The sequence below is a fragment of the Croceimicrobium sp. genome (assembly GCF_965228705.1).
Lineage (GTDB): Bacteria > Bacteroidota > Bacteroidia > Flavobacteriales > Schleiferiaceae > Croceimicrobium.
The window spans coordinates 3007486-3023515 of sequence record NZ_OZ245832.1 but is presented as its reverse complement, the minus strand read 5'-3'; the positions used below and the strand labels follow the sequence as shown (position 1 = coordinate 3023515).

Sequence of the window (16030 nt, the reverse complement as noted above, 5' to 3'; positions counted from 1 at the left end):
ATTCTCATGAAGATTACCAAAACTTCCATACTCCGCCCCACTTTGGTGGTGGTGCTATTTACCCTACTTATCGGTGCCGGGTCCTTCAGTTATAAGGCGCTCAATTACGAGCTGCTCCCCGATATGAGCACCCCTATTCTTACCGTTTCCACCATTTACCCCGGAGCTTCGCCTACTGAGGTGGAGAACTCGGTAACCAAAGAAATTGAAGATGCCGTATCCACCCTCGAGGGTTTGGACAGGCTGAGTTCTACCTCCATGGAAAGTGTTTCCATCGTAACCATTGAGCTGAAGCAAGATGTAGATGTAGATCAGGCCATGCAAGAGGCCCAAAGGAACATTAATGCCATGGTAAGCGATTTACCCGATGATGCCCAACAGCCATCGGTAGGTAAATTCGATTTGGGTGATTTACCCATTATGAACCTGGGCGTTTCCGCGGACCTTTCCGGAACAGAGCTCTACGACCTTATAGATCAAAAGCTAAAACCTCAGCTCTCCAAAATTGAAGGAGTAGCGCAGGTTGATGTGATTGGTGGTCAGGCGCGTGAAATCCGCATCAATATCAACGCCGATAAACTGGAAACCTACGGCATTAGCCTGCTACAATTGAGTCAGATTGTGCAAAATGCCAATATGGACTTCCCTACCGGTAAGATTAGCGATGACGAAACTCAAACCCTGATCCGCTTGAGCGGGAAATACCATTCGCTGGATCAAATCCGGGCCTTGGTATTACGCAGTATGCCCAATGGTTCTGTGATCCGCTTGGGAGATGTTGCCGAAGTGCAAGACACCGAGAAAGAAGCAGAAATTTTATCCCGTGTAAACGGCGAAAATGCCATTGGTCTTAATATCCGTAAACAGGGGGATGCCAATACCGTAGAGGTTAGTGCCGCCACCAAAGAGATTATTGCTGATTTGGAAGAGGCTTATGCCGATAAGAACCTTAAAATATCCATCGCTAAGGACAGCTCCGACTTTACCCTCGAAGCGGCCGATGCGGTTATTCACGACCTTTTCTTTGCCGTAATTCTGGTAGCCCTGGTAATGCTCCTATTCCTGCATAGCTTGCGGAATGCTGTAATCGTAATGGTATCAGTTCCCGCTTCCATTATTGCCACCTTCACCGCGATGATGCTCCTGGGCTTTACCCTCAACCTGATGAGCCTTTTAGCCCTCTCCCTGGTAGTTGGTATCCTGGTGGATGATGCGATTGTTGTAATTGAAAATATTTACCGCCACATGGAAATGGGTAAAAGTCCCTTCCAAGCGGCCTATGATGGTATTCGTGAAATTGGAGTAACCGTAATTTCCATTACTCTGGTCATTGTTGCGGTATTCGTACCGATCTCTTTAACCGGTGGTATTATTGGAAACTTACTGCGTCAGTTCTCCTTAACCGTTGCCATTAGCACCCTGCTGAGTTTATTGGTGGCCTTTACCTTGATCCCATTATTGGCCTCACGTTTCTCGCGCTTGTCCAATTTAAAAAGCAAGGGCCTTATCGGGAACTTTATTCGCTGGTTCGAGGGTGTTCTCAAGAGCTTTGAGGAGGGAATGACTCAAGCCTTAAAATGGTCTTTCCAACATAAGCTGGTGGTTTTGGCCATCACTTTTGCCCTCTTTATTGGCTCCTTTACCCTGGTAACCAAAGGCTTTATCGGATCCGAATTCGTTTCTGCCGGCGACCGTGGTGAGTTCTTAATGCAAATTGAATTACCTAAAAAGGCCAGTTTGCATCAAACCAACCTCCTCAGCCAAAAGGCCGAATACTTCGTAAGTCAGTTTCCGGAGGTAAAGGAAATCTCTACCGTGGTTGGGCAGCAGTCTGGCAGCCGATCTGGGAATACCAATACCCCATATGTTGCGGAGCTTAGCGTTAAAATGATCGATGCTGATCAACGGACGGTTACCGCACCCATTTTCTCTCGCCAGCTGCAAATTGCCTTGCAAGAGAATATCCCTGGAGCCAAGTTTAAGGCCGTTCCTGCCTCTTTGGTAGGCTCCGGAACTCAGGCTCCCATTCAAATTGTATTGAGTGGATCCGAAGCGGAGCAAATGAAGAGCTATGCCGATAAGGTGATGGAGATCGTAAAATCTGTGCAAGGTACTGCCGAGGTGGAAAGCAGCTTAAAAGACGGGAACCCTGAAATTCAGGTGCAAATCGACCGCGATAAAATGGCCAGCCTGGGCTTAAGCCTCGAATTAGTAGGAGGAACCATGCGTACCGCCTTTAATGGGGTGCAAGAGTCCAAATACCGGGATGGCGATAATGAGTACGATATCAATATCCTTTTGGATCAGTTCGATCGTCAGAAAATAGAGGACATCCAAAGTCTGGTGCTGATGAATAATAAGGGTGATCAAATCCGCTTAGATCAATTCGCTAGCGTAATTGAGGCTTCTGGACCTGCTCAGCTTAATCGTCGGGATAAGGTGCCCACTATTACGGTTTCGGCTCAGGTTATTGGTCGACCTGTTGGTACTGTTGGGGATGAAATCCAAAACCAATTAGCGAGCCTTGAATTCCCTGCGGGATTAACCTACAGCATGGGAGGTGATCTCGAAAATCAGGCGGAAGCCTTTGGCAGCCTGTTGTTAGCCCTTTTAACCTCATTGGTATTGGTGTACCTGATTATGGTAGCCCTTTACAATAGTTATGCTTATCCACTAGTAGTGATGTTCTCCTTACCCTTGGCGGTGATTGGAGCCCTCTTAGCCCTGGCTTTAAGCGGAAATGCCTTAAGTATATTCTCCATTTTGGGGATGATTATGTTGATTGGCTTGGTGGCCAAAAATGCCATTCTGGTGGTTGACTTTACCAATCAATTGAAAGAAAGTGGACTGGAAGTGCGCGAAGCGCTGATTCGCGCTACTCAGGTGCGGATTCGTCCCATCTTGATGACTACCCTGGCGATGGTAATTGGTATGCTGCCTATTGCTTTGGCTAGTGGTGCCGGTGCCGAATGGAAAAACGGATTGGCCTGGGTGCTGATTGGCGGCCTCACCAGTTCTATGTTCTTAACCCTGATTGTAGTGCCCTTGGTGTATTACATCTTCGACCGGGTGATGGCTCGTTTTGGATGGGATAAAGAGCAAAAGATCGAATTAGTGGAAACCCCTCGAGAAGAGCTGAACACCGAAATCGAAGAGACGCTTCAAACCGGAATGGCCTGATTAACTCTGTTTTTCTTCAATCAGTTATCTCGCTTTAGATGACTGACATGGTTTACGACGAGAGGAGCACCTGCAGGGGTGCTCCTTTTTTTTGATATCAATCAGTGTCCTTTTCTAAGTATTCCGTCTTCGGTCCATTGATAAATTCGCCTACCCGAATTAAAAGAAGCATCTTCTATATTTTCACCCGGATTTGGATGCTCTTCGGACCATTGATAAACTGTATCCACAATTTCAATATTCCTAACCTTAGTTACGGTAAGGTATTCCACGCCCTGATACCAGGGATCCCAAGCCGATTTATCCCAGGGATTAAGTGAATCCAGCTTGTTTCCTTTTAAATCATAAGACATAAAAACCGGAACCATGGCTATATCACCCGGAACCAAATCCACCAACAAAACTTTAGTTGAGTCCTGAAATAGAATTCCCAGAGGTTCAGTGGCCCACTGGTACTTGAATTTGGCATGAAGCTCAGGATTGAAATTCCGTGATTTCAGCTTTAATTCAAAGTGGGGATTGCTATTGCAGTTAAATGGTATCTCAAGCTGATCTAAAGAAGCCAGGTATTGATCAAACGCCTGTACTTGCTTTCGCTCCGTGGGGTTTTGGTTTTGGCAACCAACTAAAAGTCCAATAAATAGAAGGGATAGGCTGTTTCGCAAGCGCTTGAAATGAGGCATTATTTTACCCAGATCACAGAATTATAGTCATTGTACTCATTGGGCTCAAAGAGCGGATTGGAAGGGTCCTTTATCCATTTCCCGTCTACAATAAACTTATAGCGGGTCTTGCCTTTAGGCAGATACAGATCTGCATGCCATCCATCCTCACGACGCTCCATATAATAGCCATGCTCATTCCAGTCATTAAAGTCACCCGTAACAATTACCTCATCCACTCCACGGGTCCGCGGGAAAAAGAAATGATGATTGGCCTTTACACTTAATACGGAGTTCCTGGTTTCGTAGGGTCCGGAACTAATGGGGTTTAAAGGATCCATCTGCCATTCCATTTTTCCCGAAACTCTAAAGCGATACTCATAATTTCCCGCTGCCAGTACATAGGGCAATACCCAGCCGCTATCCGTTTTTTGCATACGCAGTTCTTCCGCATTCCAGCCATTAAAGCTGCCGCTGAGAATCACATATTCGGCCTCTAAATCACGGGGATAGTAAAAAATGATACTATCGCCTACGGACATAAATGAATTCTTATTCCCGGCACCGTCATCCCGTACAATGGGATTGTCGGGATCCGTTATCCACTCTCCATCCACAACATATTTATAAGCATGGGTACCTTCTTTCACATAGCATTGGCGTTGCCAACCACCGGTTACTTTGCGCAGGGTAAATCGATCATCATTCCAATCATTAAAGGAACCCGCCAAATTCACTCTATTGGCATCAGCATAGCCCTTTAAGCGGAAGGTATAATTGCATTTGAAATACACTGAGTTTTCATTGCCTTCCCAATCCGATTCCTTCAATTGATTGCGTGGATCGAGCAGCCAATAGCCATTTACGATGTACTTGTAATAATGTGGACCTACCCCCAGTTTCAAATCAACATAATAACCGCTATCGCAGGGCTCCATAGGATTGGCGCTGGTGCTCCATTCATTAAAGGTGCCACTGATGTAAATACTATGGGGCTTTCCACCTTCCACCTTAAGGAAAAAGCGTGTTAATCCGTTTTCCAGCTCAATCACCGCAGGTTTGTGAAACATATTATAGCCAAAGCGATAATCCTCAACGCTAGACTCAATTTCCTCATTAAGGAGCACGATCAAATCCTTCTGGTTTCCGGCTTTGCCTGTGAGGCTTTTCAAGGGTTTCTTAAGAACGATACGATGGGGCTCAATGGCCTCTACTTGCCAATGGTCGGCACTGCTTTCTCCACTGCGGAGCATGGCTTCCAAATTACTGAAGTCAATTTCGCAGGTGCCCAATAAACTGTCAATTTCGCTTTGGGGTAAAGAGCGATCGATGGAGCAATAAAGGTCCTTACCTACGATTTTATAGGCGATACCTTTATCCTGCGCCCAACTATTTAAAGTGGTGCCAATTAAAAGGAGTACTATTCCAAATATCCTATTCATGCTCCTTTTTAAAAACATTGACAATAAGTTCCTTAGTCTTAAAATTAATACAGACTGAGCCCATTCGCAAGAGATCATAGCCCACAAATCCATCTACGGGAAATCCATAAGCCCGACCTATTTCTTCGAGATCGGCAATCATCACCTGACAGCTTTTTAATGTCGGCCCAAATTCCAGTTCCCGCAGGGCACCGAAAAGCACCTCGGTACTTGAGCCTCCAGCTCCGGTTAAAGTAGAGCGTCGAACTATGCGCATTTCGGTATACACAGCCTCATCCAAATCATTATCCAGCAATAGAGCTTCTGCTCCGGTATCAAAGCAAAAATTCAGGCTTTTACCGGCAATGGTTCCACTGGCGATAATGGCATTATTGCGTAGTTCGAAGGATTTATGGTAATCGCCTTCCATGCGATAAGTCGGCTGCTCCAAGCGACGACCCTCGCGATCGGTGCGGTACACGATTAATTGCTCATCCTGCAAATTAATCTCGATCTCCATCCGCATAAAAAGATTAACTCCTAATAGGCCCAGTACCTGAATCCCTCTCTTGTTTTCGATAGCGGATAAATCGCTAACATCAGCCTCCAAATTCTCGTAGTACATACCCATTACCTTTAGGCGCTCCACCTCGGTGGTTCGCTGGGTATTCAACTTACCGGTTACATCCGTGGCAATATGACCTTTCTCTTCTTTGTAATCTCGGAAATAGGTGGCATTTAAAACCAAATAAGGGGCCCCGGTATCGAAAATGAAATTGCCCCGAATACCATCAACTGTCGCTTCAACGATAATCAAATTGCCCACCCGCTTTACCGGGATTACCATGCGTTGGAAATCGCCCTTGGGCACGGGGCGCTGCATAATTAAGCGCTGATTATACGCTCCCGAACTAAAGGATAGTTCAGGCGGCTCTTCCCCCCAGAGGGAGATGCTGCAAAGCATTAGGAATATGCCTATCCAGGTTCTCATTCAGAATCTTGCATTTCCGCACGGAGCTGAGCACTGGTTTTTCGTGAACCATCATGACTCCAGCCCGGAGGACCGAATAAGTAGGACCAGAAATATTTAGGGTATTTTCGGATATCCTGAAAAATCGCAATCCACTCATGGGTAGCGATATACAGAGGGTTAAAACTATGAATATTCTTGGTTAGTCCGTAATTCGGATGTTCCTCTTCCTTAATGAAAGTACCAAACATCCGATCCCAAATAATCAAAATCCCAGCGTGGTTGCGATCCAAGTATTTGGTATCGCTGCTGTGATGTACCCGATGATGAGAAGGCGTATTAAAGATATACTCAAACCATCGGGGCATACGGTCAATAAGTTCTGTATGAATCCAAAACTGATATAAAAGGCTAATGCTGTGCATAAACAGAATGGCCAAAGGATGAAAACCTAAGAGGGGCAGCCAGAGGTAAAAGATGAAACTTCCGGTAAGACCTCCCGTCCAGGTTTGACGTAAGGCAGTGGCCAAATTGTAATTCTGTGAACTGTGATGTACAATATGACTGGCCCAGAAATAGCGTACATTATGGGAAGTACGATGAAACCAATAATAGGATAAATCATCTCCTAGGAAAAGTAGAATCCACATCCACCAGCTAAAATCCAAAGTGAAAATCCGAAACTGATACACCAGGCTATAAGCGCCAAATATCAAAGCTTTGCTAATAAATCCCACGCCGACATTTCCTAAACCCATGGCGATGCTGCTTAAGGCATCCTTCGCCTGATAGGTGGGTATACGCCGCCAGGCCGTTAGCACGATCTCCAGCAGAACGAATGCCACAAAAAAGGGGATGGCATGATGGATTAGATTGGGGAACTGGATGTCCATCTACCAAAAATAAGAATTGCAAGCTTGCCAAAAACAGATTCTGCAATCTGGCACGCAAGAAAGAGCAGGTTTGCTCTGCATTTACTTATTTTGATGCCTCAATACCCTCAAATGATTCTGGACCTTTTACGCAGTATTCTTTCAGACAGTATTTCGCTATTCACCATTATGAATCCCTTATCGGTGGGGGTAATTATGTTGGGACTTTTAGATGAGAACGCCCCTCGGGAAGAGATTCGTCATGTATCCGGGAAAACCATGAAAGCGGCTTTCCTCGCCATGATTATTTCCTTCTTATTGGGTACCTATATCTTTCAATTTTTTGGCATTTCCCCTGCCGGCCTGCGCATCTTCGGGGGTACCATTCTCTTTATTATGGGTTTAAACATGGTGCAAGGCCATGGTAAAAAAGTGAATCATAATGAGAAGGATCAAAAAGCAGCAGAAAAGAGAGATGACATTAGCGTGGTACCTTTGGCCATTCCGGTGATGGTAGGCGCTGGTATGCTAACCACCATTATTAATATGAGCATCGCCGCCGAGGGCTGGATGGACTATGTAAGTGGAATTGTCGCAATTATCATTGTTAGCATTGCCGCCTTGATTATCTTACAGCGCATGCCCTTTATTAAAAAGGCTTTGGGCGATAATGGACTCAAGGTATTTAACCGTATTATGGGTCTGGTGGTAGGTTCACTGGCCGCCCAAATGTTCTTAAAAGGTGTCTTTACCCTCTACCATAATTTTAGTGTATGAGTTTAGTGTATCTCTTTATCCCCCTGGCTTTTGTTCTGGGTTTTGCCCTGGCCTGGTGGATTAACCAAAAAAGACCCCATCCGGCCCTGGAAGCCGAAAAAAACCAATTGAAAAATGACCTTGCACTTTGGCAAACTAAGGCTCAAAGCGCCGAAGAACGCATCCAAAGCCTGGAAGCTGAACTCCAAAATCTGCGTCAACAAATCCAATCTTACAGTGAAGATAAGGCCAGGCTCAGGGCCGAAGTAGATCATGCTCAAGAGCGTTTAAAGGAGCAGAAATCCGAATTAAGCGATCTTCAAAAACAGTTTAGCGAGCAATTCCAAAACCTGGCTCAAAAGATTTTAGAAGAAAAAAGTGAGCGCTTTACCCAAACCAATAAGGAGAACATCGAGGGTATTTTAAAACCCTTGAATGAAAAGATTAAAGAATTTCAAGAGAAAGTAAGTCGTACCAATTTAGAGGGTGCCGAGCGCAATTCCGCGCTCATTCAGCAAATTAAAAGCTTACAAGAGCTTAACCACAGCCTTAAGGCCGAAGCGCATTCCCTCACCCAAGCCCTTAAAGGAGAGAGTAAAACTCAGGGGAATTGGGGCGAATACCAATTAGAGCGCATCCTCGAATCGGCGGGCTTACAAAAGGACATCCACTACCGTAAGGAGGTGAACTTTAAGAATAGTGAAAATCAAAATCAACGTCCCGACTTTCTGCTTGACCTCCCCGATGGAAAGCATTTAATTCTGGATTCCAAAGTTTCACTTACCGCCTACTTGCGCTATACCGAAAGCGAAGATGAAGCCGAGAAAGCGCGCTTCCTAAAAGAGCATTTGCTGAGTATCCATGGGCATATCGACAGCCTGAGCAAACGAAATTACCAGGATCTCCCCGGGGTTAATCAACCGGATTATGTGATGCTCTTTGTGGCCAATGAACCAGCCTTGCATTTGGCTTTGGCCGAAGACCCTCAACTCTTCGATAAGGCCCTGCAAAAAAATATTGTCCTGGTAAGTACCTCTACCCTGCTGGCTACCCTACGCACCATTAGCTATATCTGGCGACAAGATGCCCAGAATAAAAATGCGGAGGAAATTGCCCGTCAGGCTGGAGCCATGTTTGACAAGTTCGTGAACTTCTCCGATGACCTTATGAAATTGGGAAATCAAATGGCTACCGCCCAAAAGACCTACGATGCAGCTATGAACAAACTCAGTGAAGGTCGTGGAAGCCTGGTTACCCGCGCTCAAAAGCTACAAGAATTAGGAGCCGTAAATTCTCAGAAAAAATTGGATAACCGCTTAATCGATAGTCATGATGAAGAGTAGATTCCTTTTGGCCAGCCTGGCGGTATTGAGCCTTAGCCTTAGCAGCTGTGGCGTTGGCGGCACCGAAGAAAACCCCAGTCCAATCATCAGCATTATCAGCCCTAGCGATACCCTCAATTTATCCGATAGCATTGAAGTGCATATTGTCTATTCCGACGACAGCGGACTGACCTTTACCGAAGTTACCTTGGGCACGGAGAGCGGTGGCAATACTGTGTATCACTTTTCTCAGAGAGGACTTTCGGGCTTGAATGATGAACTGCGCTTCAATGCCATAGTACCAGATGCCCTAAACATTGTTGGGCGCAACTACATCCTGGTTAAGGCTGGCGATGAAGATGGCCAGGAAAGCATTTTGGAGCAAAGCTTTGTAGTTCAGGATACGGATTTGGAAAAACCTCAAATTCTTAGGGCACAAACCAATGGAGTGCTGAGTCAAAATCCCAATGTGCTTTTTGAAGTAAGCTCTATACTGCAAGACAATAAAGCCCTGGGTGAACTCAAAATTCGATTAATTGAATGGAATGGAAGCTTGGGCTCGGATATTTACAGCCATAGTATCGACCTAGGTGGACAGAGCAGTACTTCCTCCTCCCACGCCATTCCTGGCAGCAGCAGCTATCAGGCGGGCACTAGCTTTAAAGTGAAGCTGGAACTGAAAGATGCCGCAGGTAATAGCAGTGAATACCTCTTACCCGATCTCTACAATGTGCTTTAGATTAAGCCCCGCTGCTTAATTTCCAGGTACTTATTGAGGGCCTTGATATTCAGATCTTCGGGGCGCGTTAATAAAGTTTGAATACCCTCTCTTTGCAGGGCATGAGCAATGCGGCGTTTTTCCAAAACGAAATCTTCGGCCAGCGCTTTTCGATATACTTCCTGAAGGCTATTAGCCTCCCCCATGCTGATATCTTCCACTTCTTCATTTAAGAAAAAGATCAGCAATAAACGATGGCTGCGATTGATCAATTTGAGATAGGGCAATTGTCGTTTTAAGGCATGTAAGGATTCAAAATTACTGTAGAGCATAATCAAGCTACGCTCCTTTAAACTGTAACTACACCAACGGTATAGGGCCCTTATATCCGTTTCCTTATAGGCCGTTTTCTCTGCGTACAAGGCTTCCATAATGCGCATCATCTGGCTGGCACGCGATTCGGGTAGCACTTGGCCCTGGACTTTATCCTGGACGCTTACCATTCCCGCACGATCGCCTTTCTTTAAGGCCACATTGCTAATCATGAGACTGGCATTAATGGCATAATCCAATAAGCTCATTCCGCCGAAAGGCATTTTCATAGCCCGCCCTTTATCGATGGCCATCAAGATGTTTTGGCTGCGCTCATCGCGATAGTGGTTCACCATTAATTCACCGGTACGAGCAGTGGCCTTCCAGTTAATGCGACGGTAATCATCGCCTTCCACATATTTATCAATCTTCTCAAACTCCTTACTTACCGCAATTTGACGTACCCTTTTTTGGCCTTGCAAACGCAATTGATCGCTAAAGGCCATTAATTCATAGCGTCGTAAATCCAGGTAAGAAGGGTAGGTTTTTACCGTGCGACTAAGGTCGTGAACCAAAGCTCTTTGGATCGAATGACTTAAAAAGGAAACATAAATCCGCAGCTTCCCAAATTCATAGGGTCCGCGTTTAACCGGGCGTAAATGATAATCCCAAGTTAATTCTTCCAAAGGTTGAATGGTAGCTTTAAAGGAATGATTCCGCAATTGAAATTGGGCGGGAATTTCATCCAAGACTTCAATTTTTACCGGACTGTTATAAAGGCTCAGAAGCTTGATTTGAACCGGATTGGCATCGCCATTCGACAAACGATCCGACACTTCTCTTTGGGCTTCGATATTAGCTTGGCGCCGAAAGAGATAAACTATTTCCCAGAGCAATACTACCGAATATAGCAGACTAATGATTTGCACCGGGAATAGCAGGAAAGGCAAAGGATAAGCTACTATCCAAAGCCCAATTAACAGACCTGTAATTCGATAAAAATTAGGTCCGAAATATAGATTCCTAATTAGCTTCAAGAACCGGGTACTTTGATGCTTCTTACAATTTGATCCAATACTTCTACGCTGCTTAAGCCTTCCATTTCACGTTCGGGACTTAAAATTACCCGGTGGGCTAAAACCGGAGCGGCGAGGAAACGAATATCATCCGGACTTACAAAATCACGGTCCTGAATGGCGGCCAGCGCACGGGCACTATTTAATAAGGCCAATGAAGCTCGTGGTGAAGCTCCAAGGTATAAGGAACCTTGATTTCGAGTGGCATCTACAATCGCTGCGATATAGCGTAAAATATCCTCTTCAATATGAATCTGTTTGGCCGTGGCTCGCAATTCTTGAATGTCATCCTTCGAGAGCGCCTTCTGAATCATGGCCTCCGGCTTGCTTTCCAGGGATTGATGCAATTTCAAAATCTCAAACTCCTCATCCAAACTAGGGTAGTCCATGGAAATTTTAAAGAGGAATCGATCCAATTGCGCTTCCGGCAAACGATAGGTGCCCTCTTGCTCAATGGGGTTTTGGGTGGCTAAAATTAGATAGGGTTCATCCATTTTATGCTGATGCCCATCTATGGTTACCTGCCTTTCTTCCATCACCTCAAATAAGGCAGCCTGGGTTTTGGCTGGGGCCCGATTGATCTCATCCACCAATACCACATTGGAAAATACGGGTCCGGATTTAAACTCGAACTCCCCTTGTTTTTGGTTGTATACCGATGTTCCCAGGATATCCGAAGGCATGAGGTCCGGCGTAAATTGCACCCTTGAGAAGTCTAAATCCAGGGCACGGGCCATAAGCTTGGCTAATTGGGTTTTGGCAATCCCGGGCACTCCTTCAATCAAGACATGACCATCCGCAATAAGCGCCACCTGTAATAGTTCTACGGCCTTGCGCTGCCCAACGATATAGGAGCCAATTTGCTCATTAACCCTTTCCAGCGATGCTTTAAATCGACTCAGGTCTACGCGCTTTTCAAAAGCATCGGATTCGGGATTAGTGTTTTCTTCCATATTGATGTGCTTGATAAAATTCTTGTAATGCTTTTTCGGCCTCCAATAAGCTGGTGGCTGATACTTCGGTTTCAAAATAGGCTAAGATCCAGGCTTTGCGAATACGACCTAATAATTGAGGCTCAGGTTCTAATTTCCGCACCACTTCGTCAAAACTCTGTTGGGCTTCGCCTTTAAGACGGATACGGTAATTAGCTAGCAGAAAGTCCTGGAAATAGACCATCCGTTTCTCTAACAAATTTCGATGATGGGCATTGCGATGATAGAGCTCACTCAGGCTATTGAGAAACTCAAGGTTATCATTTTCGAAATTGGCCTTTTCCGGGATAATTCTCTGCCGGCGTTTGCCACCAAAGAGCAGATAAATTAAGCCCAGAGCCAACAAAATATATAAAGCCCCGCGCAGCGAAATATGCTTAAGAAGGGCCCGCATAGGAGTTTGTGCCTCCATACGCCCTAAATGGTAAAACTCATAATGATAGGTGGGGGCATCTTTTAGCAAATTGGAAAGCACAGCACTAGGATAGGCTCGTGTTTCCTCTTTCATCATAAAATAGTTGCTAAACGCTAAAGGATTTGCAGCACAGAGTAAACGTCCTTCCCCTATCCTGTAGGATTGTAAAACAGCTTTATCTGCCTCATTGACAGCTAATACCCGAGCCTCCAAACTGCTATCCCCAGCTGCCTCACCTTTAAAACTCAAGGGCATAGCTTTATGGGGATAGGGAATATTGTTTTGTGGATAGGATTGTAGCTCCTTAAAATGAATAGAACCCTCTAGCTCACTTAGTTTCTCCACAGAGCTTATGGCCTCATCCATCAAGCCCCCACCCGTTTCAAGATTTAAATAATCCACCAAAAATTGGGGCCACTGGTAAGCGACCATAAGTGCGGTGCTGCCTTCAGAAATTTTAGCTTCTATTGCTTCCCAATCTTGTTCGGTAATCCCTATACCGTGACCAATAAAAATCAAATTGGCATTAGGGCCCTCTTGAGTCGCTTCATCCTCCTTAAAAGGAATAAACATCGACTTAGGTTCATGTTGGCTATAGTCTGCCAGGTACCGATGTAAAACATAGCCTCCGAAGGCCTGCTTATCGGCTCGATGCCAGGTTTCTGGAGCCGAATCCTCAGGCTGAAATAGCCAAGACAGGCCTAAGACAATAAGCAAAGCAATTGCCATTCCGTATTTAAACCCTTTGCTCATAAATGCCTTTCCAATTCCCGACTTTCCAATTGATAGCTCCGTGCCCGATCTTCATCAGCTTCAAAGCCTCCAAACCAAATGTATTCGAAAGTGCGACTAAAATGCTTAAAGCGCAGTGCCAGGTCCTTTTTGCGAATTTCATACTGATAGTCTAGCGCTGTTTTCTGCGGACTCACTTTAAGGTGGCCCTTTAACTGCATTTTTTTCAGTCCAATTAAAAACTGAAGGCGAATAAACTCTCGCCAATCACCAGATTGCTCCGCCTTTAACCTTAAAGCTTCTAAACTTTCGGCACTACGCTCAAAATCATTGAGGTGGCTTGGCCCAGAATAGCGTTCATTGTGTCGAAGGCCCAAGCGATCCGGACCAATAATTCGATACAAAATATAAAGGCCCAGCAGCACTCCCAGGAAAATTAAGATCGGCCTGGTTAAAGGGCTTCTTCCGGCTTTTTCAAAAAGATTTCCGAGGTATTTATTCAATAAGGCGAGAAACCTTTGCCCCAGGGATTCGGTTTGCTTGCCAGAATATTCTTTGTACTGTAAATCGCGATCATCCTCTAGCTCGGTAATCATTTCGGAAGAAGGCTCGCGGTACATGGGCAGGCTATCGCTGGCCTTAAGCCAGGGCCCTAAGACTAAACTCAATAAGATGAAACTTAATCTAATATTCACCTTCCTGTTCGCTGCTTTGCTCTGATTGCATAGATGCTTCTATATCTCTTTGAATGCCCACATTCTCTTTACGATCTACCAGATTTCCGAACCAGGATACCGATGCCAATCCACTTATTAGAGTGGTAAGTAATACCACTAAAATGGATAATAAGCTAGAAAGAGCGATATACCAAGTATCTGAAGTAAATTCGAGACTCGCGGGGTCTACCGTTTCAAAATCAAAGTAGGAATCGGCTCCGTTAATAATGGTTAGTGGCAATTCTAAAGTAAAGCCTAGAACAACCGAAATAAGCCATAGAAGGAAAAGAAAGCCAAAGCTTGGCCACCAGTTATCTGCCACTAAGCGCCAAGAGCGACCTAGGGAGTCTACCGATCGATCCTCCATTACAATTGCTACTGGGAATAAGCTAAAGCGTACCAGCACATAGACAATCGGTATAAAAATCAAGAAGATTAAAAAAGGAATTAACATCCCAAACAAGCTAAAGGCTATAGCGGCCAAACCTCCTAAAAGCGCAAAGATGATCACAGTTCCAATCAAGGGTAAAATACTCTTGCGAACTAATCGCCATACCTCTGCCAATACTGGAGCTCTATCGCTCTCATAAGCCTTACGTGCCCATGCATAAACACTAAGCTGTGCTAAAAGGGTAAAGGCCATATAAGCGAAAATGGTAATAAAGGCCTGCCCCATCAAATTGAGAGATTCATTGATGTTGTCAGCAAAAATATCTCCCCCATTTACCATATACCTGGCTTCCTCCTGCAAAAAGAATATGGAAATGAAATAAATCAAGGCAGCGGGCCCGGCAATGGGTAATACTACGCTAAAAATATCCTTGGCATGGCCACGGAGTAAAGCAAAGGTTAAATTGATGCTGGCGCCCACGGAGCGCTTGCGAAATGGATCGTACTTAAGATACATGTTTCTGTTGCTGTTTGTAAGATTGGTAAATGAGTCGAGGATACCAGGAAAAGTAAAATAGTATAAAGCCCATGGAGACCACTATAATAAAGACCTTTAATGCGGTTGGCATATCGGTTAGGCGGGTCACAAAGCCTTCTAAAAAACCAGCGGTAATAAATATAGGGACCAGGCCAATTACCAGTTTCATGCCATCGCGAGCTCCGCGCTTAAAGCTCTCTACCCGCGAATAAGACTTAGGAAACATAAAGCTATTGCCTAAAATCATTCCGGCGGCACCGGCTATCACGATTGCGGAAATTTCTAGCGTACCATGAATCCAAATGGTAAGAAAGGAAGTCCAAAAGAGCCCTTTCTGAAAAAAGAAGAACTGAAAGGCGCCCAGCATAATGCCATTGCTCACCATAATGTATACCGTTCCCACCGCTGTAAAAAGGCCCAGGGCAAAAGCATAAAAGGAAACCATGATATTATTGAAAGTAATCCCCAGGAACATTTCGGTTTGCCCGGTTTGTTTGTAAACCGCCATGGGATCCTCATCTTCAATAAAACCTTCCGTCATATCCACATAGCGATCGCCCATTATTAAGCGGGTATAGGTAGGGTCCTTGGCGGCGCTAAACACACCGATCCCCACACTTAGGAAAAATATGAGCACTGAATACAAAAGGGTTCGGCGATACTTGTAGGAGATTAAGGGTAATTCTTGTGACCAAAAACGGCTGAATTTAGCCCAATGAAAAGCCCGTCTTTTGGTAACCGTAGATTGTAATTTATGACTGAGTTGCTGCAGGTAATGCTCAGCCTCCCCACCCTTGAAAAATGTTTGGGCATAGGCCAAATCATCGGTAGTTTGTAGAAAGAGACTTTTTAGGTGATCCGGACTTTCGCCTTGAGGCGATTTTAGGCTTCTTTCAAATTCTTGCCAGCGGTTTATATTAGCGCTAATAAACGCAGACTCTGTCATCAGTTAAATTAA

Annotated in this window: 14 protein-coding genes; 4 read left to right on the top strand and 10 right to left on the bottom strand. The window is 45.0% G+C overall.

The window, feature by feature from the left end:
- The first annotated feature begins 6 nt into the window (after positions 1–6).
- Positions 7–3180: an efflux RND transporter permease subunit gene (locus ACO05P_RS13575; RefSeq protein WP_421751635.1), complete on the top strand. Its 3174-nt coding sequence runs from the start codon at positions 7–9 to the stop codon at positions 3178–3180.
- Positions 3181–3281: 101 nt separating this feature from the next.
- On the opposite strand, the gene ACO05P_RS13570 is transcribed toward ACO05P_RS13575, so the two are convergent.
- Genes ACO05P_RS13570 through ACO05P_RS13555 form a run of 4 tightly spaced genes read right to left on the bottom strand, consistent with a single transcriptional unit; the run spans position 3282 to position 7126 of the window.
- Entirely contained in the window at positions 3282–3863 is a 582-nt protein-coding gene (locus tag ACO05P_RS13570) for a hypothetical protein (protein ID WP_421751634.1), read from the bottom strand.
- Positions 3863–5284, bottom strand: a complete 1422-nt coding sequence (locus ACO05P_RS13565) for a glycogen-binding domain-containing protein (protein ID WP_421751632.1) — start codon at positions 5282–5284, stop codon at positions 3863–3865. Before ACO05P_RS13565 ends, ACO05P_RS13570 begins: the two co-directional genes overlap by 1 nt.
- Positions 5277–6254, bottom strand: a complete 978-nt coding sequence (locus ACO05P_RS13560) for an aspartyl protease family protein (protein ID WP_421751630.1) — start codon at positions 6252–6254, stop codon at positions 5277–5279. The genes ACO05P_RS13565 and ACO05P_RS13560 overlap by 8 nt, the downstream gene beginning before the upstream one ends.
- Positions 6251–7126 (bottom strand): sterol desaturase family protein, encoded by an 876-nt coding sequence (locus ACO05P_RS13555; protein WP_421751628.1) that lies wholly within the window; start codon positions 7124–7126, stop codon positions 6251–6253. The genes ACO05P_RS13560 and ACO05P_RS13555 overlap by 4 nt, the downstream gene beginning before the upstream one ends.
- Positions 7127–7237: 111 nt before the next feature.
- On the opposite strand from ACO05P_RS13555, the gene ACO05P_RS13550 reads away from it, so the two are divergent.
- Genes ACO05P_RS13550 through ACO05P_RS13540 form a run of 3 tightly spaced genes read left to right on the top strand, consistent with a single transcriptional unit; the run spans position 7238 to position 9922 of the window.
- Positions 7238–7882, top strand: a complete 645-nt coding sequence (locus ACO05P_RS13550) for a MarC family protein (protein ID WP_421751626.1) — start codon at positions 7238–7240, stop codon at positions 7880–7882.
- Positions 7879–9204: a DNA recombination protein RmuC gene (gene rmuC, locus ACO05P_RS13545; protein ID WP_421751624.1), complete on the top strand. Its 1326-nt coding sequence runs from the start codon at positions 7879–7881 to the stop codon at positions 9202–9204. The genes ACO05P_RS13550 and rmuC overlap by 4 nt, the downstream gene beginning before the upstream one ends.
- The gene (locus ACO05P_RS13540) at positions 9191–9922 is read left to right on the top strand and encodes a hypothetical protein (protein ID WP_421751622.1); all 732 of its coding nucleotides are present in this window, start codon (positions 9191–9193) and stop codon (positions 9920–9922) included. Before rmuC ends, ACO05P_RS13540 begins: the two co-directional genes overlap by 14 nt.
- On the opposite strand, the gene ACO05P_RS13535 is transcribed toward ACO05P_RS13540, so the two are convergent.
- Genes ACO05P_RS13535 through ACO05P_RS13510 form a run of 6 tightly spaced genes read right to left on the bottom strand, consistent with a single transcriptional unit; the run spans position 9919 to position 16018 of the window.
- Positions 9919–11250 (bottom strand): DUF58 domain-containing protein, encoded by a 1332-nt coding sequence (locus ACO05P_RS13535; RefSeq protein ID WP_421751621.1) that lies wholly within the window; start codon positions 11248–11250, stop codon positions 9919–9921. The genes ACO05P_RS13540 and ACO05P_RS13535 overlap by 4 nt on opposite strands.
- Positions 11247–12242 carry an AAA family ATPase gene (locus ACO05P_RS13530; RefSeq protein WP_421751619.1) on the bottom strand — a complete coding sequence of 332 codons (996 nt, stop codon included), beginning with the start codon at positions 12240–12242 and terminating at the stop codon, positions 11247–11249. The genes ACO05P_RS13535 and ACO05P_RS13530 overlap by 4 nt, the downstream gene beginning before the upstream one ends.
- A complete protein-coding gene (locus tag ACO05P_RS13525; RefSeq protein ID WP_421751617.1) occupies positions 12226–13449 on the bottom strand; it encodes a hypothetical protein in 1224 nt (407 codons plus the stop codon). Before ACO05P_RS13525 ends, ACO05P_RS13530 begins: the two co-directional genes overlap by 17 nt.
- Positions 13446–14123 carry a hypothetical protein gene (locus tag ACO05P_RS13520; protein WP_421751616.1) on the bottom strand — a complete coding sequence of 226 codons (678 nt, stop codon included), beginning with the start codon at positions 14121–14123 and terminating at the stop codon, positions 13446–13448. Before ACO05P_RS13520 ends, ACO05P_RS13525 begins: the two co-directional genes overlap by 4 nt.
- Positions 14113–15051, bottom strand: a complete 939-nt coding sequence (locus ACO05P_RS13515; protein ID WP_421751614.1) for a hypothetical protein — start codon at positions 15049–15051, stop codon at positions 14113–14115. Before ACO05P_RS13515 ends, ACO05P_RS13520 begins: the two co-directional genes overlap by 11 nt.
- Positions 15041–16018 carry a stage II sporulation protein M gene (locus tag ACO05P_RS13510; protein WP_421751612.1) on the bottom strand — a complete coding sequence of 326 codons (978 nt, stop codon included), beginning with the start codon at positions 16016–16018 and terminating at the stop codon, positions 15041–15043. Before ACO05P_RS13510 ends, ACO05P_RS13515 begins: the two co-directional genes overlap by 11 nt.
- Between the last annotated feature and the right edge of the window lie 12 nt (positions 16019–16030).